This window comes from Aquiflexum sp. (assembly GCF_041751335.1).
Classification (GTDB): Bacteria; Bacteroidota; Bacteroidia; order Cytophagales; family Cyclobacteriaceae; genus Aquiflexum.
The window spans coordinates 20,710-46,378 of sequence record NZ_JBGSXS010000414.1; the positions used below are offsets into that span (position 1 = coordinate 20,710).

The following is a 25,669-nucleotide window of genomic DNA, read 5'->3' on the forward strand; positions in this document are numbered from 1 at the left end:
AATTTTATGCAAGCAATTATACCTTCTGTTGATAAGGAACTCCTAAAGAAAGAACTCAATCCCGAGCGATTTCTTAGGTATGCCAATAATGGTGACAATCATATTTATTTGGTTGATTTCCACAACGCACCCAATACAATCAGGGAAATAGGGAGGTTAAGAGAACTGACATTCAGGGCAGCGGGGGGTGGCACTGGTCTTTCATTGGATATTGATGAGAATGATACCTCAGATAACTGTTACAGGCAATTGATTACTTGGAATCCTGAAGAAGATGAAATTGTTGCCGGATATAGGTTGATACACTGTAAGGATGCAGGATTTAATCCTCATGGACACATTAATCTTTCAACCGCTCATTTATTTGAATTTTCTAAGAAATTTATAGACAATTACATTCCATTTACAATAGAACTCGGTAGGTCTTTTGTACAGCCCAAATACCAGCCAAGTGTCAATAACAGAAAGGGACTTTTTTCGTTGGACAACCTTTGGGACGGATTGGGAGCAATTGTCATGTTGAATCCTGATGTGGAGTATTTGTTTGGTAAGGTAACCATGTATCCTCATTACAACAGAGAAGCAAGAGATCTATTGCTGTTTTTTATGCATTATTATTTTCCTGATAAGGATAGTTTGGTAAAACCTTTGAAACACCTTACCCTGACTTATGAAACAGATATTTCTTCTCTTCACAAGATATTTGATGGATTGGATTACAAAGAAGGTTATAAGCTCCTCAACAGCCGCATTAGGACCTGCGGTGAAAACATCCCGCCTTTGATCAATACCTATATGAATCTTTCCCCAACAATGAAAACTTTTGGTACTGCTTTGAATGATGAATTTGGGGCAGTGGAGGAAACAGGTATTATGATTACCATTAAGGATATCTATGACAGCAAAAAACACAGACACATGGAAACCTTTGAGAGAGATAGGGTGTTTGCTAAACGATGAAAAAAACAGTTATTATCGGGGCATCAAATAATCCCAGTAGGTATGCTTATGTGGCAGCTAGTATGTTTTCAGAAAAGGCATTTCCATTTGTGCCAGTTGGAATCAAAAAAGGTCAGTTATTTGGAGAAGAAATTTTAGACCTCAGACTTAAACCTGCTATTCAGGATGTGCATACAGTTACCTTATATCTTGGACCGCAAAATCAAGTCGAATGGTATGAATATATTATTTCCCTTCATCCAAAAAGAATAATTTTTAATCCCGGAACCGAAAACGATGAATTTATGAAAATCTCCAGAGAAAACGGGATTGAGGTCTGTCGCGCTTGTAATTTGGTGTTATTAAGTACAGGTCAGTTCTAATTTTTTTTTGTCTCCAAAAATATGTTCATAAACCAAATATGAGGAGCGGATATCAATGCGATTAAAATAAAAAACATCATAGTTAGATCATTCTTTTCCATTCGATTGGAAAATACATACAATAGAAAGGCAATTCCCACCAAACTGATCAAGCTGAACGGAAGTAAACTAGAAATAAATGATATAATTTTATTGCCAGTAAAATGATGCTTTAGGGATTGATATTCAGTTAACATACTGGGTAACGCATGCCAAAACCCAAAATATATAATAAAACCCAAAAGTAAAGGAACCGAATATAGTACAAAACCTAGTATAATCATTTCTGCCCAGACAAGTAATCTCTTCTCTTTTTGAAAGAAAAGAAGGCTTAAAGTGTTCAATAAAAATAATACTGCAATAGCAAACAAACCATTATTTTTCCAATCTTCAAAATTGACCGTATTTCCCAAAATAGAAGCAGTCGCCTCAAAATCACCCCAAAGAATCACACATAAATAGAATGAGCCTAATAAGAAATAAGAGATGCTTTTATATCGATCGATTTTGCTATTGATAAAATGACTCTGCCCAAAATGATAGGCCGACATTAAAATAAATAATAAAAGGGCTGTTTTGGGAAAGAAGACCCAAACAAAAAGGTAAGCCGCAATGATCAAGAAATACTTTGAAATGAACTTAAATAATTCTTTTTTTTCAATTTTTGGATTAGCCAATAAATGGTCGATTGCACCATGTGGAATCCCGATTGTAACCATAATGATAGCAAACCATATCCATTGATATGTTTCACTTCCCTCAAAAAATAGAAGAAATACCGATCCAATTAAGATCCCGAGGATTTTTCCTATTGTTTCAATGTTTTTCATAATGAAGAAGTGACTTGATGAATATCCCATATTTTAAACTGCCCAATATTTTCACTTCCTCCCAAAAACTGCTTTCCTCATTTAAGAATCTTAAAACCATTTTCCCATGGTTTTTTTCAAACATTTCCTTAAAAATCCTAGGCAATTCAGATGGCCACTTGACTGCTATATTTAAAAGGATATTGTCGTAAAATGAAAATCTTTGCTTTCTGTTCCAGTGGTATTTTTTTTCACCACCATTCTGTAAAAGCTGATTGAGGATTTGTTTGCTATGTTTTTGGATATCATAAAAAGTATATCCTGTTGAAGGTTTTGTACATCCGGCCAAGGTACCGATTGAAATTATATTGGATTCTTTAGGTTGTTCGAATTTTTGGGTAGTCATGGGAATAGAACCAAATTCTCTAAATAGAATTTCAAATTCACTGATTTCCAGCTTATTTTTCAGGTATTCATCAAGCTTTTTTTCCAAAAGTTCTATCTGAACTTTATTTTTGGTGTAAAGCGTGTATTCGATTAAGGCTTCAGACTCATTGAAAGGTAGAATATAAAAAAACTCAGTTTCTTTTGTTTCAGGATTTGGAAAATGCATGAGAGTTGCGGCACTTTTATCAAAACAAGAGTTTTTACAATTGATTCTCCATCCTACAAAAGTTTGATACAAAACTGGTTTAACAATATTTTTTATATCAAATGGAATACTGTTAAATACTTTCTTTCCAGTAAAACTGCCGTTCATTTCTGTTTTGACGAGAACGTGAGCATCATTAAGTTGTTTTAATCCGGAAATATGATCATTAATAAAAGTTACGTTTGGAAATTTTTTGATTTTCTCAATTATTTCTCGATAAAAATCAGATGACTTAATATGAAAATATTTAAAGTTATCCAGTCTGCTTTGGACTTTTTCATCTGACTTGATGATATTGATGTTATCCCAATATACTAAAGGGCTGTTTTTAGGATGTATGCTTAGCGGATTTTCTGCCCAATAACACCATGTTCTATCATTTTTGGATTTTGTGGAATAATCAATTAATAGGATTTTCTTTTCCTTCAAAGGACTATCTAGCAAGTAATACATTAAACTCATTCCGGCACATCCAAGTCCCGTTACAATAAAATCATAGGTTATCATGGGATGGTAGGGATTAAATAAAAAAGGCTGCCCAAAAATTGGACAGCCTCTAATATGAATTAAATTAAGCAGTTATTGCTTTTTTGTTTTTGTTAGTCTCGGAAATGGCTACTGAATAGATTACCAATCCAAATCCAATTTTATTGATTGCATCAGCTAAGTTGTAGAATAAATCAATACTACTTACTTCAAACGCTCCTGATAGTAAGTTTCCTGGAAGAACCATATATCCAATTGGATAAATAGACCAACCTAAAGTGATAAAGATTTTCAACAAAAACATTGCTCTATTGAGAGCAGGACTTTCAGATCCCCTTGCTAATTTAGCTACGTCACCAGCAAATACTTCATAAACAATGTACAAATAGCCAATTGTTGAAAATATGCCCCACATGATGTTATTGTCGATTCCAGAAGTTTCGCCAATATAACCAGTGATAAGCATTAATAAAGAAGCAAGGATAAGTTTGCTAAGCGTACTGGTTTTAGCTCCGAATGGCTTGGTTAATAAATAAAATTCTACGCACATTAATGGAACTGTTAAAGTCCAATCAACATATCTGAATGCCGTTGGACTTTGACCTGTTTGGAGATAAAAATCTCTCATGTAATAATAGTGGACTGCTGCAATACCGGTGATCAAACCTGATACCAATAAAGAAGTTTTCCATTTGTCGCTTACAGAGCCTCTTTCTACGAAAAAGAAAACTGCTGATGCAAACATTGCCATATACCCTATAAAGAATGTGATGGCTACTGGGTCGCTGTTGATAAGTTTGTCAAGACCTATCATATCAGCTGTTAGGATACTGTTCATAGTTAATTGATTTTAGATGTGTTTGTTTTAGAGAAATTTTATTTGGATGCATTAACAGCTTTAAAAGTGTAATCGAATTAATTTTGTTTAATCTTATACTTAAAAAAATAAACAAATGTAAACAAACAGCCTGTTTTATAAATTGAACACCCTAAAACAGGTATTTACTATTACACAGAATTTTTTAGAATTTGCCTTACAGTAAAGAACATTTTAAAATTCAACAAATGCCTCCATGCGGAATTTACTCGGAAAAGGTTGGGTTTATCGTTCCATTTGGGTATGTGCTCTCATTTTTTTTGCGTATTATTACGGTTTGAAAAACAGTTAAAAAAATCTCTTTTTTTGGGAAAGAAAAAGGCATTTTAAACATCATATGAGCGAAAATAAAGAAGTAAACAAGCATGATTATTCAGCTGGAAATATCCAGGTATTAGAAGGACTAGAAGCAGTAAGAAAAAGACCGGCCATGTACATTGGCGATGTTGGAGTAAGAGGCTTACATCACTTAATTTGGGAAGTAGTAGATAACTCTATAGATGAGGCGCTTGCGGGTCATTGCGATACCATTCGTGTCACCATCAACGAAGACAATTCAGTAACTGTTGAGGATAATGGTAGGGGTATTCCTACTGATATGCACCTAAAAGAAAAAAAGTCGGCATTGGAAGTTGTAATGACAGTCTTACATGCCGGGGGTAAGTTTGATAAAGATACCTACAAGGTATCGGGTGGCTTACACGGAGTCGGTGTTTCCTGTGTGAATGCCCTTTCTACAATGCTTAAAGCAACTGTTCATAGGAATGGTAAGGTTTACGAACAAGAGTATAGCATTGGTATCCCACAATATCCTGTAAGAGAAATTGGCACCACAGATAAACGTGGTACCACTATTCATTTCAAACCCGACGACAGTATTTTTGCAATTACGGAATACAAGTACGAAACCATTGCTACTAGAATGAGGGAAATGTCTTTTCTGAATGCAGGGATTAGGATTTTTCTTACCGATTTAAGAGAATTGGAAGAGGACGGAACACCAAGATCTGATGAGTTTTATTCAGAAGGTGGCTTGGTAGAATTTGTCCAGTACCTTGATGAAAATAAGGAAAAGATCATCGAAAACCCTATTTATATCGAGTCAGAAAAGAATGGCGTACCTGTGCAGGTAGCCATGAATTATAATTCCTCCTACTCGGAAAATGTGGTTTCCTATGTGAATACCATCAATACCCACGAGGGAGGCTCCCACGTTTCCGGATTTAGAAGGGCGCTTACCAGAACTCTGAAAAGTTATGCTGACAAATCGGGCATGTTGGATAAACTTAAACTTGAAGTTTCTGGGGATGATTTCCGGGAAGGTCTGACAGCTGTAATTTCAGTAAAAGTCCAAGAACCTCAATTTGAAGGTCAGACCAAAACCAAATTAGGTAACTCAGATGTGGTTGGGGCTGTGGATAGTTCTGTATCAGAGGTTCTACAAATATGGTTAGAGGAGCATCCTAAGGAAGCTAAAACCATCGTTGGAAAAGTGATTTTGGCAGCACAAGCAAGACATGCTGCCAGGAAAGCCAGGGAAATGGTACAACGAAAAAGCATTTTGGGAGGCGGAGGTTTACCTGGAAAGCTTGCGGATTGTGCCAATTCTGATCCTACAGTATGTGAATTGTACTTGGTCGAAGGGGACTCTGCCGGCGGTTCAGCCAAGCAGGGAAGAGATAGGGAGTTCCAAGCAATTCTTCCATTGAAGGGTAAGATTTTGAATGTTGAAAAAGCTCATGAACATAAAATTTATGATAATGATGAGATCAAAAACATCCTAACGGCTCTAGGTGTAAAGTTTGGAACTGTTAATGACGACAAAGAATTGGATCTTTCACATTTGCGATACCATAAGATCATCATCATGACGGATGCGGATATAGATGGATCACACATCCGAACCCTGATTTTAACATTATTTTTCCGATACATGAGATCCCTGATTGAAAATGGGTATGTATATATCGCCCAGCCACCTTTGTATTTGCTCAAAAAGGGTAAAGATGAAAGGTATGCATACAATGAAGAGGAAAGAAAAATAATAGCCAGGGAGATGGTGGGAGAAGGTAAAGAAGATAGTATAAACCTGCAGAGATACAAAGGACTTGGAGAAATGAATCCGGAACAGCTGTGGACCACCACGATGGATCCAAATACCCGTACCTTAAAACAAGTTACGATCGACTCAGCAGCAGAGGCAGACCATTTGTTTTCAATGCTGATGGGTGATGAAGTTGCTCCTAGACGGGATTTTATTGAAAAGAATGCCAAATACGCAAAAATAGATTCCTGATTAATCAAAAACTAAAAAGGGCTTATGCCCTTTTTTTTTATTTAATTAATAAATTGTTAAAATTATAAATGATTTCGGTCGTTTTAATTTTCTTAATCTTACCCTTGTTTTAGCTTATTATGAAAGTAGCCTCTAAAGATAAATTTGACAGTATTGTTGACAGCAGTGACCTTGTCAGCAGAGATCTAAGTTGGATCAAATTCAATGAAAGAGTATTGGACCAGTCCAAAAAAGAAGGAAGATCGATTTTTGAAAAATTGAAGTTTTTGGCCATCACATCGACCAACCTTGATGAGTTTTTTATGATAAGAGTTGGCTCTTTGTACAATTACCTTGACTATGATAAAGAAAGAGTGGATTATTCAGGATTAAGAGAAGAACCATTCAAGATTAAACTGATGCTGGAATGTCAGCAGTTCCACAAGCGTCAGCAGGAGCATTTTCTCAATAATATACTTCCAAAAATGCCAGAATCAGGTTTTATCTTGAGTAATGTAAAAAACTTGGAACCAGATGAAAGGGATTTCATAAAATCATATTTTATGAAAGCGGTCTATCCCATGTTGACACCAATGGTATTTGATGGATATAGGACTTTCCCTATTTTGATGAATAAGCTTTTGGTTTTCGGTGTTGTCACATTGGCCCCCGGAGATAAAAAAGAAAATAAGAAATTATCATTTGTTCAGATTCCTGCGAATATCCCAAGATTTTTTGAGATAGAGCGTGAAGATATGGTGATGTTTATTCCCATCGAGGAAGTGATTAGAGAAAACTTAGTGACATTGTTTAGAAATGTAAATATTGAATCGGTCAACCTTTTCCGCATCACCCGTAATGGTGATTTTACGCTTGAAGAAAGTGAGGATATGGATGCCAACTTTCTTGAAGAAGTTAAAAGGAAACTAAATGAAAGAAAAACGGGTAGGGTGGTCAGAATTGAAATAGAAGAGGGATATAGTAGATGGATGATAAACTTGCTTAAAGAAAGATGGAATATTCATGATGATAGTATTTTTAAAGTGGAAAGGTCAAGTATGATGGACTTTAACGGTCTTTGGCAGTTCATTGGAAACAAACGATTCAAAGATAGATTGCCGCAAATTCCATCTCCGGTTCGTCCCATATCCTATCCTGAAGATGGCACTGATGATATTTTTCAGGTATTGAAGGGAAGGGATATATTATTGCACCATCCCTATAACAATATTGACCCTATCCTTGAACTTCTCGAAAAGGCTGTTGAGGATCCCAATGTGATGGCTATTAAAATGACCATTTACCGGCTGGCTAAAGATTCGAGAATTACAAAAGCATTGTTAAGGGCAGCCGAAAACGGGAAACATGTTTCGGTGTTGTTTGAGGTAAAAGCAAGATTCGATGAGGAAAACAATATCAGAGAAGCCAAGAAACTTCAGAAAGCAGGATGCTTTGTTATTTATGGTATCAGCAATGTAAAAACCCATACCAAGCTATTGTTAATTGTCAAAAAAGATGAGAATTATGTGACGAGACTTGTTCATTTGGGAACAGGAAATTACAATGAAGAAACCTCAAGATTGTACACTGATATTGGTCTATTGACTACCAATGAGGTTTTGGCAAATGATGTATCAGAGTTTTTTAATGTTATTACCGGGCATTCTATGCCCATCACCTATCAAAATCTGATAACTGCTCCGCGTGACATGAGGAATCAGTTAATCGAGTTTATTGAACATGAGGCAGAGAATGCCCGCAATGGATTGCCTTCAGGAATATTCATCAAAGTCAATTCCTTAGAGGATTCTGAGATCATATATGCATTATACAGGGCTTCTCAATCTGGAGTAACCATAAAACTTATTATAAGAGGTATTTGCTGCCTCAGGCCAGGTAGGGCAGGCCTCAGCGAAAACATTGAAGTATTGTCATTGGTAGGGGATTTTCTAGAACATTCGAGAATTTATCATTTCCATAATAATGGTGTAACAAGAACTTATGCCGGAAGCGCAGATATGATGGTCAGGAGTTTTGATAAAAGACTGGAATCTCTTTTCAGAGTCGAAGATTCTTTGCTCGAAAAACAATTGATGAACATCCTAGCATACAATTTAAAGGATAATGTAAATGCATATAGAATGCTTGAAGACGGAACTTATGTTCTAAAAATCCCTCAGGTCGATGAGGAAGAATTTAACGTTCACAAGGAGTTTTTTGATGTGAAGGTCGAGGACGTATTGGCTGTTAAACTGGTTTAGAAGTCTTTTAAAAAGCCTTGGTAGTCAGGGATTTTTAAAAGAATTACATCGTTTTATTAAATTGCAGCGCTTCCAAACATAAACTTCAATTTACTTTTCTGCCTGATATTTTTTGAGCGAAAAAATAATACTCAAAGCAAGAATTCCAAAAACCACTCCTAAGGAAATGGGTGAAGGCACGTGGAATGTGGCTGACAATATCATTTTTAGCCCTATAAATCCCAGAATAAATGATAAACCATGTTGCAGGTAATGGAAAAGTTCGAAGCTATTGGCCAGCAAAAAATACAATGCTCTCAAACCCAAAATTGCAAAAATGTTTGAAGTATAAAGAATTACGGGGTCTTTGGATATTGCAAAAATTGCTGGAATCGAGTCTACAGCGAAAAGTAAATCTGTAAATTCTATGACGGCTACAACCACAAAAAGCTGTGTGGCAAATTTCTTTCCATTAATCCTGACAAAGAAATTACCTCCGTGATATTTTGGGTCCACTCTGAACAGATTATGTATCAGTTTGGTGCCGATGGAATTTGAAAAATCCCTATCCGTTTCATCATCTTCTTTGTTTGCCCAGGATTTATATCCGGCATAAAGTAGAAATACTCCAAAAAGAGTCATGACAATATTTACCCTGAAATGTCTCCCCAACCAGTTGAAGTCAGGAAAATAGGTGAGTTCAATGAGTTTTACACCAAAAAAAATAAATATTCCTCGCATCACAATCGCACCCAAAATACCGTAAAAAAGGACTTTGTGCTGGTATTTGTCTGGAACCTTAAAAAATCTGAATACAAGAATAAAAACAAAAAGATTGTCTACACTAAGCGCTTTTTCTATCAAAAATGCGGAATAATACTGGGATGCTTTTTCCAATCCGAAATCCCAATAAATGTACAGTCCAAAAAGTAAACCAATACCTATCCAAACAATAGACCAATATAATGCCTCTTTGGTAGATATCTTGTGAGCTTCACGGTTGAAAACCAATAAGTCTACGGCAAGAAGCCCTAATATAACTACACCAAAACCTAGTAGGACGTATCCTTCTTCTTGTAAATAATTCAAAATGACCTACCCGTTTACTTGATCAAGTTTCAAAATTGCTTTAAAAAAAATGAAAGTAAATGAAATGACATTACATTTTTTGGTAATAGTGTTTTCTGAGTTTTTTCTTTACCATAAAAAAATTATAAAATCCGAGCACTAACATACCCAGACTCAACGCAAATCCCAGGTATCCTAATTGCCTGATATGTGACAGGGCATTTACTTCCATGAGTGCCGTTCCACTCACCAAGAAGTATAAAGCTGTTCTTATATAGGATAGAAGCGTGCGATCATTTGCAAGGTAGGTTCTTTGTCTTGCCAGGTAATCTCTTATGATAAGTTCGTTGTCGGTAAAGTTTTCTTCAGCCATTGGTATTGATTTTTGGAGTAAATATCGATAAAAACAAATTTTATCCAGTGATGATTTTCACAAAAGCATGAATTTTAATTGATCTGGTGTAATAAATTTTTGACTTTGATTACTTTTGGGGCCAGTATTTTTCTGAAAATCAATATTGGACAAAGATATTATGTGGTAAGTTTTGAAATATGATAATGAGTAGACCTAATTTTGATGACATTTTTATGGAGTTAGCTGTGAATCTTGCTAAAAGATCCCATTGCATAAAAAAGCATGTGGGAGCAGTTTTGACCAAAGAAACAAGAATAATCTCTATAGGATACAATGGACCGCCATCAGGAACCCATAATTGTGATGAGGAGTTTCCAGAACATGGTTGTGCAAGAGATAGTAAAGGCAGTTGTACATTGGCAATTCATGCAGAACAGAATGCGATTTTATATGCTGTAAAAAACAACACCTCAGTTGAGGGTTCTACCTTATATGTGACGCTTGCACCTTGCTTGGCTTGTGCAAGGATTATTTTTTCCATGGGAATAGTCAAATTGGTCTATATGTATTCTTATGCCGAATATAAGGGTTTGCTATCGGATGAAGGAATAGACTTCCTGTCCAAATTCGGTGTTGAGGTGGTGAAGTATTCCAAAGAAATAGCCTTTGAAGATCCCTTAATTTAGAGGAAGTTCACTTCGGGATGAAGTAGGATTCCAAATTTTTGGAGAACAGATTGTTGTATCTTTTCGCTGAGCACTTGAATTTCATAACCATCACCACCGCCATAATTTACCAGAACAAGTGGCTGATTTTTATGCACTCCGATTTTATCAAAGGTTTTTCCTTTCCATCCTGTTTGTTCAATTAGCCAAGCAGCGGGTATTTTCACTCCCTGTTCATTTGAAAATGAAGGTATTTCCGGATAGGTATTTTTCAATTTTTGAAAAAAATCAAAAGGGACAGTAGGGTTTTTAAAAAAACTTCCTGCATTACCAATGACTTTAGGATCAGGAAGTTTGCTTTGCCTGATATGAATGACAGCTTGGCTGATAGAGGCAATACTGGGAGTTTTGATTCCCATTTCTTCCAAGGTGGTTTTGATGGCACCATATTCAATTTGGAATTCAGGTTTCTTTTTTAATGCAAATACTACTTTGGTGATGACGTATTGGTCTTTGAGTTCATTTTTGAAAACACTTTCCCTATAGCCAAAACCACATTCCTCGGCATTAAAAACTTTCATTTGCAGCGTGTCTCTATGTATGGCTTGAAGAGATTTGAAAATGTCTTTGATTTCAACGCCATATGCACCAATGTTCTGCATGGGGGAGGCTCCAACTGTGCCTGGGATGAGAGATAGGTTTTCTGCACCTGCCCAGTCATTTTTTATACACTGGATTACAAAAGAATGCCAATTTTCACCAGCGCCTACCTCCACAAAAACTTGATCTTCATTTTCCTCAAGAACCTTAATTCCTATTATTTCAATTTTAATTACAAGGGCTTCAAGATCCTTCGTCAATAAAATATTACTTCCGCCCCCCAAAATAAACAGCGGAACATTTTTTTTATTAGCAAAAGTAATTGCTTCCCTTACTTCATTTTCTGAAACAACCTCAACAAAAAATTTTGCTTTTTTATCTATTCCAAAAGTATTGAATGATTTAAGGGAAATGTTTTCTTGTATATTCATGCTGTGAAATTGTACTTGCGAATTAAGGAAGATTTTGGCCAAATTGAAAGCCTGAAGTCTTATTACCCTGAAGTTCAAAATTAGATATTTATGAAAGAAATGGTTATCAATGGTGTACGGATTAGACCTGGACAAACTTTGAATATAGATATTGCGATCGCCAGGCTTCCTACCCATACATTGATTGATTTACCTATCTTTATCAAAAGGGCCAAAGAGGACGGTCCTGTGGTTTTGATCTCCGGTGGAATTCACGGAGATGAAATTAATGGAATAGTGGCTGTCCGAAAAATGCTGGAGGAAGAGATTATTGTACCAATAAAGGGGACCATTATTTTTATGCCTTTGGTGAATGTTTATGGTTTTTTGAGCAGTTCGAGAACATTTCCTGATGGAAGGGATCTCAACAGGATGTTTCCAGGTAGCAAAAAGGGTTCGCTTGCCTCTCAAATTGCTTTTATTCTGTCAAATGAAATTATACCTATCATTGATTATGGAATTGATTTTCATACTGGCGGCAGGATGCTTTCAAATTTTCCTCAAATTAGGGTGGATTATAAGGACAAAAGAGGTCTTGAATTGGCAAATGCATTTGGGACACATTTTATTCTCAATTCACCTCACATTGACAAGTCATTTAGAAAAGAGGCCTATAAAAGGCGAAAGCATATCCTTGTCTACGAGGGGGGGGAATCAATGAGACTGGACGATTATGCAGTAGAGGAGGCGATTTTGGGTACCAAAAGGTTGTTGTTTTTTTTGGGAATGCTGGAAGATGAAACTGTCGCTAGACCTACCATTATGATCAATGAAAGTTCATGGGTAAGGGCTAAAGTTTCAGGGATTTTCTCCTCTAATGTTGGTCTCGGTGACGAGGTCAAAAAAGGTCAGATTATAGCAAAAGTCACTGATCCTTACGGTCAGGTAAAAGTTCCTGTCAAAGCCACCAATAATGGACATGTTGTTGGACTAAACAACAACCCAGTTGTCAATGCGGGCGATGCGATAGTACATGTTGGTAGGGTTTGATAAAAACTATATTTACTAATGAAAATAATAGGAGGTCAATAAATTTTTTCCTACTTCAAGATTTCAAGTAAAACAAGTACCTGTTAGCTTAACCTAATTTACAGTCTAGAATTTTGCTTAGTGATAATTGAGTTGATAAAACAAAAAGCCGGGATTTTCCGGCTTTCAATTGATTTTTTATCTTATCTCAAAGATACTACATTTGGCATGAAAAATTCACCATCTGTCAGAATGAGAGACTGTCTCTGGCTAAGCTCTCCGGTGGAGTTCAGATCAAATGTAACTGCCTGGAATGTTCCGTAAGAACCCTCTGCGCTAAGTTCAGTTAGCATCAAAGAACCATCATCCATTGCACCGGGATTTCGGCTTTGCAGCAGGGTAGCTCCATATTCTTTACCATTTTCATCCAAATAAATGAAAGTTAGGGAAGGGGCAGTTTGTTCGTTGACCACAATGGGATTTTGCATTGTATAGTTCACTCCAAATTCCGGACTTACAGTGGTTCGAAGTGAAATTATAATCGCATTTTTATTAGGATCACTTCCGGTGATAAATGTAAATATCGTGAATCGGTTGCTAGAGTTTGTATCTTCTATAAATACAATATTGGCGTCATTATTTGCCTTAAATTCTTTTTCTACACCATTAACTTTGAATTTGTAATAATAATTAGGCCTTGGATCCTCTTTGTCGCAGGAAGAAAAAGCAAATATAACAAACAGACACAGCAGAAGGATTTTAGCAATTTTCATTTTTGATTGAATTAGTCTTATTTTATAACGGCTTTCGGGAAAGTTCGGGTTGAATTCAAGCCACAAAAATAGATTAAAAATTAAATTATAGATAACATAATTCCAAAAGCTTAATTTTTATTCAATAATTCAAAAGTTATTAAAGCTTTTAATGAGGCATTTTTTTGTTAACTCCTTTTAATCTAAAATTGGATGAAATTCCTTTTAGGATTTTACAATCCAGTTCTTTTGTTCTTCAGGAATGCTTTCTATTTTTAAAATCCTACAAAAAAGCCCTGTCAAATTTCTGACAGGGCTTTTGTTATAATTTAATTGCTAGGCAAAATATTTTTTTAAGCCTTCAATTTTTATGTCGAGAGATTCCTGAACAGCTTTATAAGCTTCCCTGTTGGGGAGGGCTTCATTGACCGAAAAATAATATTTAATCTTTGGTTCAGTGCCTGATGGTCTAGCGGAAATTTTACTTCCATCCTCCAAGTAAAATTGGATCACATTGGATTTGTCCATCTTCAACTCTGTTTCTGTTCCATCAACAAGGTTATAGATTTTACTATCCTTCACATCAAAAATTTTCACGACTTTGATACCATTTATTTCGGTTGGCCTGTTTGTCCTGAATCCTGTCATTAGTTTTTGAATTTGTTCCGCACCATCTTTTCCTTTTTTGGTTACAGAAATGAGTGATTCTTTATAAAATCCGAATTCCATATAAATTTCAGCTAGGACATCTTGAATGGATTTACCTTTCGTTTTATAATAAGCAACAATTTCAGCAACCATAGCACAAGCAGAGTTTCCGTCTTTATCCCTAACAAAATCCCCGATCAAATAGCCATAACTTTCTTCGCCACCTCCAATGAATTCTTTTTTTCCTTCAAGGTTTCTGATAACCTCTGCAATATTTTTAAATCCGGTAAGAACCGAGTAACATGTTACTCCAAAACCTCTACAGATTTCATCTATCAATTCAGTAGTGACGATGGTATTCACCATAAACTGATCACCGGTCAATTTTCCATGTTCTCTCCATTTGCCCAACAAATAATACGTCAATAAAGCACCTGTCTGATTACCGTTCAACAATTCAAAATCCCCCTTCCCATCCGGGATGCATGCGGCATATCGATCACCATCGGGATCACAGGCCAAAACAAGATCAGCCCCGATTTTTTTACCAAGTTCAATAGACATATTCAATGCCTCGGCTTCTTCAGGATTGGGATAGATTACAGTCGGAAATGTACCGTCAGGTTCAGCCTGTTCTTTGACGATATGGATATTTTCAAATCCAAATACTTTTAATGATGCAGGCACCATCTTCCCGGATGCTCCATGAATTGGGGAGAATACAATTGGCATTTCCCTATGAAGCATAATTTCATTGGGGGATAAACTGAGTTTTTTGATTAAATTAAGATAAATCAAGTCGAAATCCTCTTCTATATATTCAATCAAATTGTCATTCTTGTTCCAATTGACATCATCAATAGACAGGATTTTTTGCACTTCTTCAATGATATTTTTATCATGAGGAGCAACTACCTGACCTCCGTCATCCCAATAGGCTTTATAACCATTGTATTCTTTGGGATTGTGAGAGGCAGTTACCATCACTCCACTTTTGCATCCAAAATACCGTATGGCAAAAGATAGCATTGGAGTTGGACGAAGTTCTCTGAAGTACTTCACTTTAATGCCATTCGCAGTAAATACGTTGGCAGTAGTATCTGCAAACAAAGTATTGTTGATCCGGCAATCATGTGTGATGGCAACTTTGATTTCTTCATCAGGAAAACACTTGAGTAGATAATTGGCAAGTCCTTGGGTGGCCATCGCTATGGTATAAACGTTTACCCTGTTAGAGCCAACTCCCATTATACCCCTTAATCCACCTGTGCCGAATTCCAAATCCCTGTAAAAGGAATCAATCAATTCAGTTTTGTCAGAGGAATCCAGCAGTTTGCGGATTTCAGCTTTGCTTTTTTCATCAATTTTACTATTTAGCCAGCTTTCAGCTTTGGCTGTAATCATAGGATCTATTGTTGTCATTTTGGAAAAAGTTTTAATGAATTTCTAAGATAGAGAATTCAACAAAAATACCCATAAGATGGAAGTAATAAGATTTATAATATTTATTATTTATGCAATGATGCAAGTAAAATTTTAATTCAATATAATTCCCGTCAGGAAACTGAAAAGTCCGGTACATCAGACTTCCGACTTCCTACCTGATTGAAGTATAATATTGGGTTACTGGCAAAGAAGCGGATAACCAATAAATTTGATTACAAATTTCCTCTTAGTTCTTGTTCCCTTTCGATTGCTTCAAAAAGAGCTTTGAAATTTCCTTTTCCAAATGAACGGGCACCTTTTCTTTGAATGATCTCATAGAATAGGGTAGGGCGGTCTTGAACAGGTTTTGTAAAAATCTGTAAAAGATAGCCTTCGTCATCCCTGTCCACCAAGATATTTAGGTCTTTGAGTGGCTGTAAGTCTTCGTCTATCTGCCCCACACGGTCCAAGAGGTCATCGTAATAAGAAGATGGTACCTCCAAAAATTCAACCCCTCTTTTTCTCAGTTCTGAAACAGTATGTACAATGTCATCTGTGGCAATGGCCATGTGCTGAACTCCCGGACTTTTGTAAAAATCCAAGTATTCTTCTATCTGTGACTTCTTTTTCCCTTCAGCAGGTTCATTAATTGGAAACTTGATATATCCATTTCCATTTGAAACCACTTTGGACATCAATGCAGAATATTCAGTGGAGATGTCTTTGTCATCAAAAGTGATCAACAGCTTGAATCCCATCACATTTTCATAAAAATCCACCCATTTATTCATTTCTCCCCACCCTACATTTCCCACACAATGGTCAATATATTTCAATCCTATTGGAACGGGACTATACTTGCTTTTTCTAGGTTTATATCCCGGAAGGAAAATACCCTTATAATTTTTTCTTTCAACAAAAGTATGGATTGTTTCACCATAAGTTCTGATGGATGCAGTGACTACTTCTCCAAATTCATCTGAGGATACTTTAGGTTCCTGATAAGGGACAGCACCACGGGTAACGGTTTCTATAAAAGATTGAGCTGCATCATCCACCCAAAGAGCCAAGACTTTTACCCCATCTCCATGTGTTTTAATGTGATCTGCAATAGGGTGATTTTCCAATAATGGAGTAGTCAGCACCAACCTGATTTTGTCTTGTTTCAGCACATAAGATGCTTTATCTCGGATTCCTGTTTCTGGTCCTGCGTAGGCGATGAGCTCATAACCAAAAGCATATTGATAATATAAAGCGGATTGTTTGGCATTGCCAACGTACAATTCAACATAATCTGTCCCGTTGATGGGAAGAAAATCCTGTTCCATAGTATAATTATTTTGGGTTTAATTCTTTATGGTTCAAATATACTAATAATTGCCTGCCCCAAAGGTTTTTTGACCTACCGATAATTAGCGAGAAAATTGCTCAGTATAAAATTTTTAATTAGAATATTGGTTCCCAGGTTCATTATCAGGCTTGTCCACTTCGGTTGGCCAAAAGATAAATAAATCCTAAAAATGCGAAGGATAAAGCCCATGAAGCCTGTCCATGAATCGGATGTCCCAATAACAAAAAGATATACCACAGCGGTACGACGACTAGTCCTATCACAAACTTGAAAGTTGCTGTGAAAGCCGGGTCTGTGATCTTAGGGGCAATTAACAACCAAATCCAATAAACGGGAAAGTGGAAAATTTTCATCACTTTATTGGAGAAATATGGAGAGGAAATGGATTTCTGTTTATTTTCAAGTTCTGTTAAATTTAAAAATGTAGCTACAGATTTAGGAGATGCTAAATCTATTTTGTTTTCCACTAATTTTTCTAACTTTTCATTGTAATTTTCTTCTGGTATATGACTTACCAAAGGCCTCATGATTTGTTCTGTAGCCTTGAGAAGACTGTCGAAATTAGGATAATGAATTTTAGGGTTTATGGTTGGACCAAAAATGATATTCACTCTACTGCCTGTTTTTTGGTGGTTACTGTAATTGATTCCTACAGGTAATATAACCAAATCAAGTGCAAGGTCTTTTTCCAAAGCCTGGTATGCAATTCTTGCAAACCCTTTTCTCAGTGGTCGAAGGTTTCTTTGGATACTATGGTTGCCTTCCCCAAAAATCACCATGGCGCCTTTATTCAACAAGACTTGGGTACTTTTATCAAAAGTCTCCTTGTTTTTTTCCATGTTGTTAATTCCATCTCTGACTCGATAGATTGGGATCATCCGTATAAAATCAAGCATTTTTGCAACAAATGACTTTTTGAATACAGAGGCCCGAGTCAAGAAATAAGGATTCAGTCTTGTATGGGTAGCAATTAGAATTGGATCAAGCAGTGCATTTTGATGATTGGCAACAAGAAGCACAGCCTTTCCTTTAGGGATATGCTCTTTTCCTGTAACATTGATTTTTGAAAAATAAAAATGAAGTGCAATTTTAACTTTAATTCTGAGTATGTAGTTGAAAAGATCCTGCATCTGTAAATTATTTTTCGAAGAGTGATGGAATGTTAGAACTGGGAAAACGCATCCAGATTGTCGCTATGGTCATACCTGAAATAATATGCCAAATACCCCACCATGCAGCAATTATAGCCATTCCCCCCATTCCATCAAAATAAGTAAAAATAAGGACCAAAGCCAGACCGGAGTTTTGGATACCGGTTTCTATGGTCAAAGTTTTGGTATCGGCAAGATTTAGTCCTCCGATTTTTGCCATAGCATAACCTGAAAGCAATGCGATAAAGTTATGGCCCAAAACCCAAAGAAAAATTAGCCCAATGAATTTGAGGAATAGGTTAAAATTTCCAAGAAAAGCAATGATTACAAATCCAGCGAAAATCAAAATACTAATTGGTTTCAAAATCCTTGTGGCTTTTGAAGCCCATGTTGGATACCTGCTGTTGATGTACATCCCGACCAACAAGGGTATTCCCAAAATCAAAGCAACAGTCTGAAAAACCTCAAAATATGAAAGTGAAATATCCTTTAGCAAATTGGCAGTAGGATGATACAATCCTGCCCATAAAGCGAAGTTAAATGGAGTCAGGAATATAGATAAAGCAGTCGAAAATGCAGTAAGTGATACAGATAAAGCTGTATTTCCCTTAGCCAAATGGGTCATAAAATTTGACACATTTCCCCCCGGACAAGCGGCTACCAAAAACATTCCCAAAGCTACTGAAGGCGGAGGGCTAATAATATTGATCAATATCAGCGTCAATAATGGGAGGAAAAAGAATTGGGATAATATACCCAACCCAAATGATTTAGGATTTTGAAAAATATATCGAAAGTCAGAAGATTTGAGACCCAAAGATACCCCAAACATGATAATCGCCAAGGAGATATTCAAAAGCAGAAGTGAATCCTGATTGAAATTAAGTTTACTGCTATCGAGTGCTTCGTACATCTAAAAGATCAATTTTCCATGAAATATAGGAAGCAGGGTTTTGAATGACAAAAATCATTTTGGAAACCTGTTTTCTCAATTTTTTTAATGACGGCTTAATCTCATTAAAAATTTTTTTGTTGTGAAAAACAATAGTTTTGACATCAAAAACATATATCATTTAACAAAATTTTACTTTAAAAATTCTTTTTGTACTGTTGGTGTAAATTTTTATCTTTTCCGAGCATTTGTTATATCACCCAAAATCTAACAAAGCTAAAATTCGCCCGATAAGTAGTGTCTATTACTTTAAAAATATAAAGCTAATAGCCATAAAATCAGTATATTATAATATAAAATAAAATGGATTACATTTTATTTGAACTGACATTGTTTTTAAAAATCTCTTTTTAAATTATTGATATATGTTTCCAATCAGACCAGGGCAATACAGACATCTAGAGCCCCTATACAGGGAAGTTTTTCCTCCTGACCTTTCAAAAGGACAAAAACCCGGTAAAACTGAAAATTTTGCAAAATCCTCCCGATTCGATGAAATAGGAGAAGGTATAGAACCTTTTTCAGGTACTTTGACTGACCACCATCTTGCACACATTTTAAAAAGGACAAGGTTTGGGACTACGATGCAGGAAATAAAAAGCCTTAGAAATAAGTCCTTATCAGCTATTCTTGATGAAATCCTTGTAGTTTCAATAGATTATCCTGAACCGATCAATAATTATAACAAACCCAATGAAGGTAAAATTGATTTGGATGTACCACTGGGCTCCTCATTTGTAAATGCGGCATTCAATGACGATTTCGAAGGGGATAGAATTATTGCACTGAAAACTTGGATGATTGGTCGGATATTGAGTCCAAATTCAGGTATTCAGGAAAAGATGCTCTTATTTTGGTGGAATTTTTTACCCATCAAATTGTGGGATGTTTTTGTGTCCAAGTCCTGCTATGGGTACATAAAAATGCTCAATCGACATGTTCTTGGGAATTTCAAAGATTTGATCAAGGACCTTACCATGGATCCTGCTATGTTGGTATTTCTCAGTGGTGCATTCAATAACAAAGAAAATCCTGATGAAAACTATGGGAGGGAATTGCAGGAGCTGTTTTGCATTGGTAAAGGAAAAAATGCAGGATATATTGAGAAGGATGTTCAGGCTGCGGCAAGGGTTTTGACAGGATGGACTATTGATTGGGAAAGTATTCACACTGAAGGTCCACCAATTTCTTATTTTAACCCAGAAATGCATCATACAGGAAGCAAGACGTTTTCAGCATTCTATGGCAACAAGGTTATTGAAGGAAAAGAAGGAATGGCCGGAGCCGGAGAATTGGATGAAATGCTTGAAATGATTTTTGCTACGAATGAATCATCAAAATTCATTGCAAGAAAGCTATATACTTTTTTTGTAGCCTCTGAAATATCCGATTTGGCAGAGGCCAATGTGATTACACCCATGGCTGCCATCATCAAGGGAAACAATTACAATATTAGGCCGGCACTGAAAGCACTGTTGAGTTCTGCACATTTCTTTCATCCGGAAATAATGGGTTCGATGATAAAAAGCCCCATGGATTTTATTTTGGGTCTTTGGAGGAATTTCGATATGCCTGCTGCCCAAAATCCACTTGGCGAAAAAGATTTTTATTCTGCTATCCTTTGGAATATGGGTGGTATTGGTCAGGAAGTTGGCGATCCACCAAATGTAGCCGGTTGGCCTCCTTACTATCAGGCGCCCAACTATGACAAAATTTGGATCAATACTGACTCTATTACCAAGAGAGCCCTTGCTTCGGATTCCATGATATTTTGGGGATATTGGATTTCCTCATCCGTAAATATTTCAGCAGACCTGCTCAAATATGTACAAGGGTTTGAACATCCAGAAGACCCCAATTCACTCATTGCAGAATTTGTATTATTGAATCTAGGACCAGCCCTGAGTCCACAACAAATTGAAATGGCAAAAAACATCTTGTTAAATGGGCAGGAACAGGACTACTATTGGGCGGGTGCATGGCTGACTTATATGGCAAGTCCCACCAATCAGTCCAATGCCAACATTGTTTTAAACAGACTTAAACCAGCTTTTCAACTATTGTTACAAATGGGTGAATCGCAATTAATGTAATTTTATGAAAAGAAGGTCTTTCATCAAACATGCTGCGCACAGCCTGGCAATCCCAAGTTTTTTAGGCGCAATGAACAACCAAAGTTTCGGACAAACCATTGATAGGTTTCTGAACTTGGCCAATGAAACAGACAGGGTTTTGGTTTTGATTTATCTTGAAGGGGGTAATGATGGATTAAATACCGTAATTCCACTTTCGAACTTGAGTGGGCTTAATAAAGTAAGGCCACATGTAATTTTGCCTGAAAATAAATTACTGACTTTAGATTCCACGGATTTTGCGCTTCATCCTTCATTATCCGGTTTCAAGTCGCTCTATGAAGAAGGAAGACTTCAAGTAGTTCATTCAGTGGGCTATCCACAGCATAGCCAATCGCATTTTAAATCCACTGATATATGGATGAGCGGATCCAATTCCGATGAGTTGGTTCCTTCGGGTTGGACAGGACGATACCTAGAGGCCAATCATCCACAATTTCCAGAGGAATATCCAAACTTAGAGAATCCTGATCCAATGGCTGTGGAAATCGGGAATGGTTCTTCCATGTTGTTTCAGGGGGAAAGGGCCAATTTCAGTATGGTCATCAATAATCCCAATTCTTTTTATCAGATTTTAAACAATGCCATTGAAGACACTCCTGATACCATTGCAGGTGATAAATTGAGATATATCCGATTGATTGCCCAGCAATCACAAAAATATGGCATGATTGTCAAGCGTGCAGCTGAGAAAGTTACCCAGCAAAAGGTCTATCCTGAGACAAGACTTGGCACACAATTGAGAATAGTGTCAAGGTTGATTGCAGGTGGATTGAAAACCCCTTTATATCTAGTAAGAATGGGAGGCTTTGATACCCATGACAACCAAGTGGATGGTGGAGACCATACCAAGGGAAATCATGCAAACCTTCTCCAAAATCTCAATGACGCCGTAATGGCATTTATGAATGACCTTGAATTTCAAGGTTGTGCAGATAGGGTCATGGGAATGACTTTTTCGGAATTTGGAAGGAGAATAGTTTCCAATGCCAGTATGGGGACAGATCATGGCTCCGCTGCACCTTTGTTTATTTTTGGAAACATGTCACATGGTGGTTCAAGAGGTACAGCACCAATTATCACCGGAAATGAAGTATATGGAAATAATATCCCACTTCAGACTGACTTTAGACAAGTGTACACTTCATTGCTCAGTCAATGGTTTGATGCCGGGAATACAAGTATTCAAACGGCCACTAGAGGAAGTTTTGACCAGATTCCTGTTGTCAAAAATGCCATTGTAACATCTATAGAAAGGGAGGAACCGAATACCCTAAAATTATTCCCAAATCCTGTTAGGGATTTTGCCACGGTTAAACTTGACGTAATATCTGGCAAAGTCAGGATAGATTTGATCGATCTCAAAGGATCGAATATCGGATTGTTATTTGAGGGCAATGCTACCGAACGTCAGTTTACCGGTATTATAGACTTATCCATGTATCCTCCTGGCAAATATATTCTTAGGGTAATGGATGGGAATAGGAGACATACTTTACATGTCATCAAGATTTAATGGATTCATGCCATGACTTTGAGTCATGGCATGAATTTTTTAAACCAATCCTTCCAAGTGTTTGTCCAGCGTTTCCCGAATTTCACCAGAAGGTCTGTCTGCAGATGGGTCTAATATTTTGCCTTCAGTATCCAAAAGTAAAAACCTTGGGATAGCGTTGACCATGAAAAACTGAGTGAGTTCTGATTGCCAGGCATTTTCAGCAAACCATTGGAGGCCTTCCATTTTTTTGTTTTTGACCATTTTTTCCCATGGTTCTTTGCTGTCGTCAATTGAAACTGTAAGAAAAGCAACAGGTTTATCTTTGTATTCTTCTTTCATTTTATCCCAATGAGGATGTTCTGCAATGCATGGCCCGCACCAAGTTGCCCAGATGTCGATGTATACCAGTTTGCCTCTCAGGTCGCTCATTTGTACGGGATTTCCCTCAATGTCAACAAATGAAAAATCAGGAACTTCTTTGCCAGGACTGATAGGTTCCCACTTTTCCTTAATTTTTTCAAGTTTCTCTGCAAATTTCGGAGTAGTATTTTCTACCAGGAATTTATTGTATTGTTCCTCAACATGTGCAGGCCCTCTGTATTCCATGGTCATTTTGATATTTTCATACTTAAACTGATCTCTCATTACAGGATTCTTAAGCAATGAATCAATGGCCAGCCATGAAGCATCTTCATAAGAGGTAAGGGTAGAATCCTCCTTCATCAAAGCTGAAGCTAATTTCTGAATCCTGGAATCAAGAATATTTTTATATGGGCCGACGGCCAATAATTCTGTTCTGTCCAAAGGCACGTTATCCACTTCAGCCTGGATTTTTTCCCTAGGGAAATCAACTGAGTCCGGATGGATTTTATTGATATATGCATGATATGTTGGGTAAAGTTGATCCATAAACAGGCTCTGATAAGTGAAAAATGAATTTTCCATTTCTAAAAATTCCGGGTCAATACCTTCGTTGGCTTCCAATTGAGTGTAATTGCTTTTGACCACATTCAGGATACTGTCTTTCTTTACAAAATAATCATCCTTTTTCAATGACATCAATTCCATAAAATTGTTCAATCCACTTTCATTCATGGATTTGATTTTCTTCCTGAGGTAGGTATTTTCTTCGGACTTGTCCCCGGTAGCCAAGAAAGTAACTCCAAACTCTTCAGCATCTCCGGTCAAATAAATACTATCACCCGGACTAAGGTACAGGCTGAATCTCAGGTCAGCATTTTGAACCAAAAACATTTCGGTTTCTTCGTATTCAAATTTCAACAAAAACGAACCATCGCTTTGAATGGAATCAACTGACAATTCATCTTCGAGGGATACTTTAATGACCACATCAGAATGGTTTTTCAGTTTACCTGCAATGGTGATGGTTGTGTTGATGTCTTCTTGTTTTTCCGAACAGGAATAGCAGGCTAAGAGGATAATTAGGGATAACAACGTTTGTTTTTTCATGGCTTTTTATGATTCGTTAAAAATATTGGCAGATAGGCAGGTATCATATTTTTAAACGGATAGGCCTATAAAACCTAAAGTTACAGTAATAAATGTTTAGCTGAAAAAAATAAAGGAAAAATTTTTTGAAAAAATATTTTAAGCCTTTCTGCCATATGCAAATATCACAACCAAAGGCTTTGATCAAATCAAAAGCCCTATGGATAGTCTGGATATTTAGAAAATATCTTTAGTTTTATAGAAAATATATCAACAATATTAGTGATAGCAACCCGGATTGGGATGCTATCATCAATAATTGTTGATAGCAAACCGTTGTGCCGCATGCTAAAACATCCAGCATTCTAGACTATTATTAATCAAATACTTATACATATATGAAAGAATTTTATCTATTTTTCGCCCTTTTCTTCTTGCTAAATAATCTTCATGGCCAGAATACCAAAGTGATAATTGACGCAGATACTGGTAATGAAATTGATGATTTGCCCGCTATAGTATTGGGATTAAAATCAGGCAAACTGGATGTATTAGCTCTTACTGCTGCACAATGGAACCGCTTTGGAGTATGTGGTCGCCAAACCATGCACGAGAGCTGGATGCTGAACAACCGAATTCTACATCATTTGGATTTGAAATATATTCCTAGCCTGAAAGGTGCGGAGTACGGAGTGATTCAACATGGGATAAACAGAATGGTGCCAATCCCTAATGAGGCTTCTGATTTTATGGTTAATAAAGCTTTGGAAAAAGCCGATGGGGATAAACTTATTATTATTGTTACTGGCTCTGCCACCAACGTAGCATCGGCAATACTATCCGAACCGAGGATTATCGAAAAAATAGCAGTTTACTTCATTGGAACTATTTACGATTTTAATCGCAAGGCTTTTAGTAAGAATGAGTTTAATGTAACAAGTGATTTGAATGCTATAGACGTCCTTCTCAATACCGAGAACCTTGAATTACACATTATGCCGGCCAATATTTGCAGACAATTACTTGTTTCGCAGTACGATATCGATGAGAAACTCAGTTCAAACGAGGGCACACAGGGTATGTTGAAAGAACGCTGGGACACCGTTAATAAAGACGGGATAAACTGGATAATGTGGGATTTTGCCATCTTGCAGGCGGTGATGAATCCTCAGTGGACAAAGCAAGTTGTTCACCCAACACCCCCAGAAAACACACCGCGGAGTATTTTTTTATACACCGAGATTAATACGGAAGCTATGATGGATGATTTTTGGAAGGTGTTCTTAAAATAGCAGAGGGGGATTGGGATCTAGGAGGCCGTTGCCAACCTGCGTATTTTTGCGCCATGCTAAGACCATAGAACAGGATTCCATAAAAGTATGGAAAACGAGTAATGTCCCCACAGGTGAGAAACTTTACGGCAAGGCCTAGTCAGCCACCGGAAGTGAGTCTTGCGTAGTCAGTAGAGATGCTGGCACGAAGCG

At 36.8% G+C, this 25,669-nt stretch carries 21 protein-coding genes; 9 read left to right on the forward strand and 12 right to left on the reverse strand.

Features of this window, described 5'->3' with window-relative positions:
- Positions 1-6: 6 nt before the first annotated feature.
- Both ACEW8U_RS22005 and ACEW8U_RS22010 read left to right on the forward strand, forming a co-directional pair.
- Positions 7-960, forward strand: coding sequence for a GNAT family N-acetyltransferase (locus ACEW8U_RS22005; protein WP_373524209.1), 954 nt, complete (start codon positions 7-9; stop codon positions 958-960).
- Positions 957-1,322, forward strand: coding sequence for a CoA-binding protein (locus ACEW8U_RS22010; RefSeq protein ID WP_373524210.1), 366 nt, complete (start codon positions 957-959; stop codon positions 1,320-1,322). The genes ACEW8U_RS22005 and ACEW8U_RS22010 overlap by 4 nt, the downstream gene beginning before the upstream one ends.
- On the opposite strand, the gene ACEW8U_RS22015 is transcribed toward ACEW8U_RS22010, so the two are convergent.
- From ACEW8U_RS22015 to ACEW8U_RS22025, 3 genes are all read right to left on the reverse strand, one after another.
- Positions 1,319-2,191, reverse strand: a complete 873-nt coding sequence (locus ACEW8U_RS22015) for a Brp/Blh family beta-carotene 15,15'-dioxygenase (protein ID WP_373524211.1) — start codon at positions 2,189-2,191, stop codon at positions 1,319-1,321. The genes ACEW8U_RS22010 and ACEW8U_RS22015 overlap by 4 nt on opposite strands.
- Positions 2,178-3,329 carry a lycopene cyclase family protein gene (locus ACEW8U_RS22020; protein ID WP_373524212.1) on the reverse strand — a complete coding sequence of 384 codons (1,152 nt, stop codon included), beginning with the start codon at positions 3,327-3,329 and terminating at the stop codon, positions 2,178-2,180. Before ACEW8U_RS22020 ends, ACEW8U_RS22015 begins: the two co-directional genes overlap by 14 nt.
- Positions 3,330-3,393: 64 nt before the next feature.
- Positions 3,394-4,146 (reverse strand): bacteriorhodopsin-like, encoded by a 753-nt coding sequence (locus ACEW8U_RS22025; RefSeq protein WP_373524213.1) that lies wholly within the window; start codon positions 4,144-4,146, stop codon positions 3,394-3,396.
- A 376-nt stretch (positions 4,147-4,522) separates the two neighbouring features.
- On the opposite strand from ACEW8U_RS22025, the gene gyrB reads away from it, so the two are divergent.
- Both gyrB and ppk1 read left to right on the forward strand, forming a co-directional pair.
- Positions 4,523-6,481, forward strand: coding sequence for a DNA topoisomerase (ATP-hydrolyzing) subunit B (gyrB, locus tag ACEW8U_RS22030; RefSeq protein WP_373524214.1), 1,959 nt, complete (start codon positions 4,523-4,525; stop codon positions 6,479-6,481).
- A 119-nt stretch (positions 6,482-6,600) separates the two neighbouring features.
- A complete protein-coding gene (gene ppk1 / locus ACEW8U_RS22035; RefSeq protein ID WP_373524215.1) occupies positions 6,601-8,721 on the forward strand; it encodes a polyphosphate kinase 1 in 2,121 nt (706 codons plus the stop codon).
- A 90-nt stretch (positions 8,722-8,811) separates the two neighbouring features.
- On the opposite strand, the gene ACEW8U_RS22040 is transcribed toward ppk1, so the two are convergent.
- Positions 8,812-9,789, reverse strand: a complete 978-nt coding sequence (locus ACEW8U_RS22040; protein WP_373524216.1) for a TerC family protein — start codon at positions 9,787-9,789, stop codon at positions 8,812-8,814.
- 70 nt (positions 9,790-9,859) lie between these two features.
- Entirely contained in the window at positions 9,860-10,141 is a 282-nt protein-coding gene (locus tag ACEW8U_RS22045; RefSeq protein WP_373524217.1) for a DUF202 domain-containing protein, read from the reverse strand.
- A 185-nt stretch (positions 10,142-10,326) separates the two neighbouring features.
- Here ACEW8U_RS22045 and ACEW8U_RS22050 point away from each other — a divergent pair, with 185 nt between their 5' ends.
- Positions 10,327-10,809 carry a cytidine/deoxycytidylate deaminase family protein gene (locus ACEW8U_RS22050; protein WP_373524218.1) on the forward strand — a complete coding sequence of 161 codons (483 nt, stop codon included), beginning with the start codon at positions 10,327-10,329 and terminating at the stop codon, positions 10,807-10,809.
- Here the strand turns inward: ACEW8U_RS22050 and murB are convergent.
- On the reverse strand, positions 10,806-11,819 hold the full coding sequence (gene murB / locus ACEW8U_RS22055; RefSeq protein WP_373524219.1) for a UDP-N-acetylmuramate dehydrogenase: 1,014 nt from the start codon (positions 11,817-11,819) through the stop codon (positions 10,806-10,808). The genes ACEW8U_RS22050 and murB overlap by 4 nt on opposite strands.
- A 90-nt stretch (positions 11,820-11,909) precedes the next feature.
- Here murB and ACEW8U_RS22060 point away from each other — a divergent pair, with 90 nt between their 5' ends.
- A complete protein-coding gene (locus ACEW8U_RS22060; protein WP_373524220.1) occupies positions 11,910-12,848 on the forward strand; it encodes a succinylglutamate desuccinylase/aspartoacylase family protein in 939 nt (312 codons plus the stop codon).
- A 182-nt stretch (positions 12,849-13,030) separates the two neighbouring features.
- On the opposite strand, the gene ACEW8U_RS22065 is transcribed toward ACEW8U_RS22060, so the two are convergent.
- From ACEW8U_RS22065 to ACEW8U_RS22085, 5 genes are all read right to left on the reverse strand, one after another.
- Positions 13,031-13,600, reverse strand: coding sequence for a hypothetical protein (locus tag ACEW8U_RS22065; RefSeq protein WP_373524221.1), 570 nt, complete (start codon positions 13,598-13,600; stop codon positions 13,031-13,033).
- Between the two features lie 315 nt (positions 13,601-13,915).
- Entirely contained in the window at positions 13,916-15,649 is a 1,734-nt protein-coding gene (locus tag ACEW8U_RS22070; RefSeq protein ID WP_373524222.1) for a phospho-sugar mutase, read from the reverse strand.
- A 236-nt stretch (positions 15,650-15,885) separates the two neighbouring features.
- Positions 15,886-16,980, reverse strand: a complete 1,095-nt coding sequence (hppD, locus tag ACEW8U_RS22075) for a 4-hydroxyphenylpyruvate dioxygenase (RefSeq protein ID WP_373524223.1) — start codon at positions 16,978-16,980, stop codon at positions 15,886-15,888.
- Between the two features lie 145 nt (positions 16,981-17,125).
- Complete coding sequence (locus tag ACEW8U_RS22080; RefSeq protein ID WP_373524224.1) at positions 17,126-18,133, reverse strand: 1-acyl-sn-glycerol-3-phosphate acyltransferase; 1,008 nt, start codon at positions 18,131-18,133, stop codon at positions 17,126-17,128.
- Positions 18,134-18,140: 7 nt separating this feature from the next.
- Positions 18,141-19,067: a bile acid:sodium symporter family protein gene (locus ACEW8U_RS22085; RefSeq protein WP_373524225.1), complete on the reverse strand. Its 927-nt coding sequence runs from the start codon at positions 19,065-19,067 to the stop codon at positions 18,141-18,143.
- Positions 19,068-19,471: 404 nt separating this feature from the next.
- On the opposite strand from ACEW8U_RS22085, the gene ACEW8U_RS22090 reads away from it, so the two are divergent.
- Positions 19,472-21,199 (forward strand): DUF1800 family protein, encoded by a 1,728-nt coding sequence (locus ACEW8U_RS22090; protein WP_373524226.1) that lies wholly within the window; start codon positions 19,472-19,474, stop codon positions 21,197-21,199.
- A gap of 4 nt (positions 21,200-21,203) precedes the next feature.
- Positions 21,204-22,754: a DUF1501 domain-containing protein gene (locus ACEW8U_RS22095; protein ID WP_373524227.1), complete on the forward strand. Its 1,551-nt coding sequence runs from the start codon at positions 21,204-21,206 to the stop codon at positions 22,752-22,754.
- Between the two features lie 39 nt (positions 22,755-22,793).
- On the opposite strand, the gene ACEW8U_RS22100 is transcribed toward ACEW8U_RS22095, so the two are convergent.
- The gene (locus ACEW8U_RS22100; protein ID WP_373524228.1) at positions 22,794-24,206 is read right to left on the reverse strand and encodes a TlpA family protein disulfide reductase; all 1,413 of its coding nucleotides are present in this window, start codon (positions 24,204-24,206) and stop codon (positions 22,794-22,796) included.
- A 377-nt stretch (positions 24,207-24,583) separates the two neighbouring features.
- On the opposite strand from ACEW8U_RS22100, the gene ACEW8U_RS22105 reads away from it, so the two are divergent.
- Complete coding sequence (locus ACEW8U_RS22105) at positions 24,584-25,477, forward strand: nucleoside hydrolase (protein WP_373524229.1); 894 nt, start codon at positions 24,584-24,586, stop codon at positions 25,475-25,477.
- Positions 25,478-25,669 lie beyond the last annotated feature (192 nt).

What these genes read in the sequence shown, in the direction of transcription:
- murB (WP_373524219.1), bottom strand. Translation starts at nt 11,819, where the DNA reads ATGAATATACAAGAAAACATTTCCCTTAAATCATTCAATACTTTTGGA.
- ACEW8U_RS22050 (WP_373524218.1), top strand. Translation starts at nt 10,327, where the DNA reads ATGAGTAGACCTAATTTTGATGACATTTTTATGGAGTTAGCTGTGAAT.
- hppD (WP_373524223.1), bottom strand. Translation starts at nt 16,980, where the DNA reads ATGGAACAGGATTTTCTTCCCATCAACGGGACAGATTATGTTGAATTG.
- ACEW8U_RS22020 (WP_373524212.1), bottom strand. Translation starts at nt 3,329, where the DNA reads ATGATAACCTATGATTTTATTGTAACGGGACTTGGATGTGCCGGAATG.
- ACEW8U_RS22010 (WP_373524210.1), top strand. Translation starts at nt 957, where the DNA reads ATGAAAAAAACAGTTATTATCGGGGCATCAAATAATCCCAGTAGGTAT.
- ACEW8U_RS22085 (WP_373524225.1), bottom strand. Translation starts at nt 19,067, where the DNA reads ATGTACGAAGCACTCGATAGCAGTAAACTTAATTTCAATCAGGATTCA.
- ppk1 (WP_373524215.1), top strand. Translation starts at nt 6,601, where the DNA reads ATGAAAGTAGCCTCTAAAGATAAATTTGACAGTATTGTTGACAGCAGT.
- ACEW8U_RS22090 (WP_373524226.1), top strand. Translation starts at nt 19,472, where the DNA reads ATGTTTCCAATCAGACCAGGGCAATACAGACATCTAGAGCCCCTATAC.
- ACEW8U_RS22025 (WP_373524213.1), bottom strand. Translation starts at nt 4,146, where the DNA reads ATGAACAGTATCCTAACAGCTGATATGATAGGTCTTGACAAACTTATC.
- ACEW8U_RS22100 (WP_373524228.1), bottom strand. Translation starts at nt 24,206, where the DNA reads ATGAAAAAACAAACGTTGTTATCCCTAATTATCCTCTTAGCCTGCTAT.
- ACEW8U_RS22095 (WP_373524227.1), top strand. Translation starts at nt 21,204, where the DNA reads ATGAAAAGAAGGTCTTTCATCAAACATGCTGCGCACAGCCTGGCAATC.
- ACEW8U_RS22080 (WP_373524224.1), bottom strand. Translation starts at nt 18,133, where the DNA reads ATGCAGGATCTTTTCAACTACATACTCAGAATTAAAGTTAAAATTGCA.
- ACEW8U_RS22065 (WP_373524221.1), bottom strand. Translation starts at nt 13,600, where the DNA reads ATGAAAATTGCTAAAATCCTTCTGCTGTGTCTGTTTGTTATATTTGCT.
- ACEW8U_RS22045 (WP_373524217.1), bottom strand. Translation starts at nt 10,141, where the DNA reads ATGGCTGAAGAAAACTTTACCGACAACGAACTTATCATAAGAGATTAC.
- ACEW8U_RS22105 (WP_373524229.1), top strand. Translation starts at nt 24,584, where the DNA reads ATGAAAGAATTTTATCTATTTTTCGCCCTTTTCTTCTTGCTAAATAAT.
- gyrB (WP_373524214.1), top strand. Translation starts at nt 4,523, where the DNA reads ATGAGCGAAAATAAAGAAGTAAACAAGCATGATTATTCAGCTGGAAAT.
- ACEW8U_RS22070 (WP_373524222.1), bottom strand. Translation starts at nt 15,649, where the DNA reads ATGACAACAATAGATCCTATGATTACAGCCAAAGCTGAAAGCTGGCTA.
- ACEW8U_RS22015 (WP_373524211.1), bottom strand. Translation starts at nt 2,191, where the DNA reads ATGAAAAACATTGAAACAATAGGAAAAATCCTCGGGATCTTAATTGGA.
- ACEW8U_RS22005 (WP_373524209.1), top strand. Translation starts at nt 7, where the DNA reads ATGCAAGCAATTATACCTTCTGTTGATAAGGAACTCCTAAAGAAAGAA.
- ACEW8U_RS22060 (WP_373524220.1), top strand. Translation starts at nt 11,910, where the DNA reads ATGAAAGAAATGGTTATCAATGGTGTACGGATTAGACCTGGACAAACT.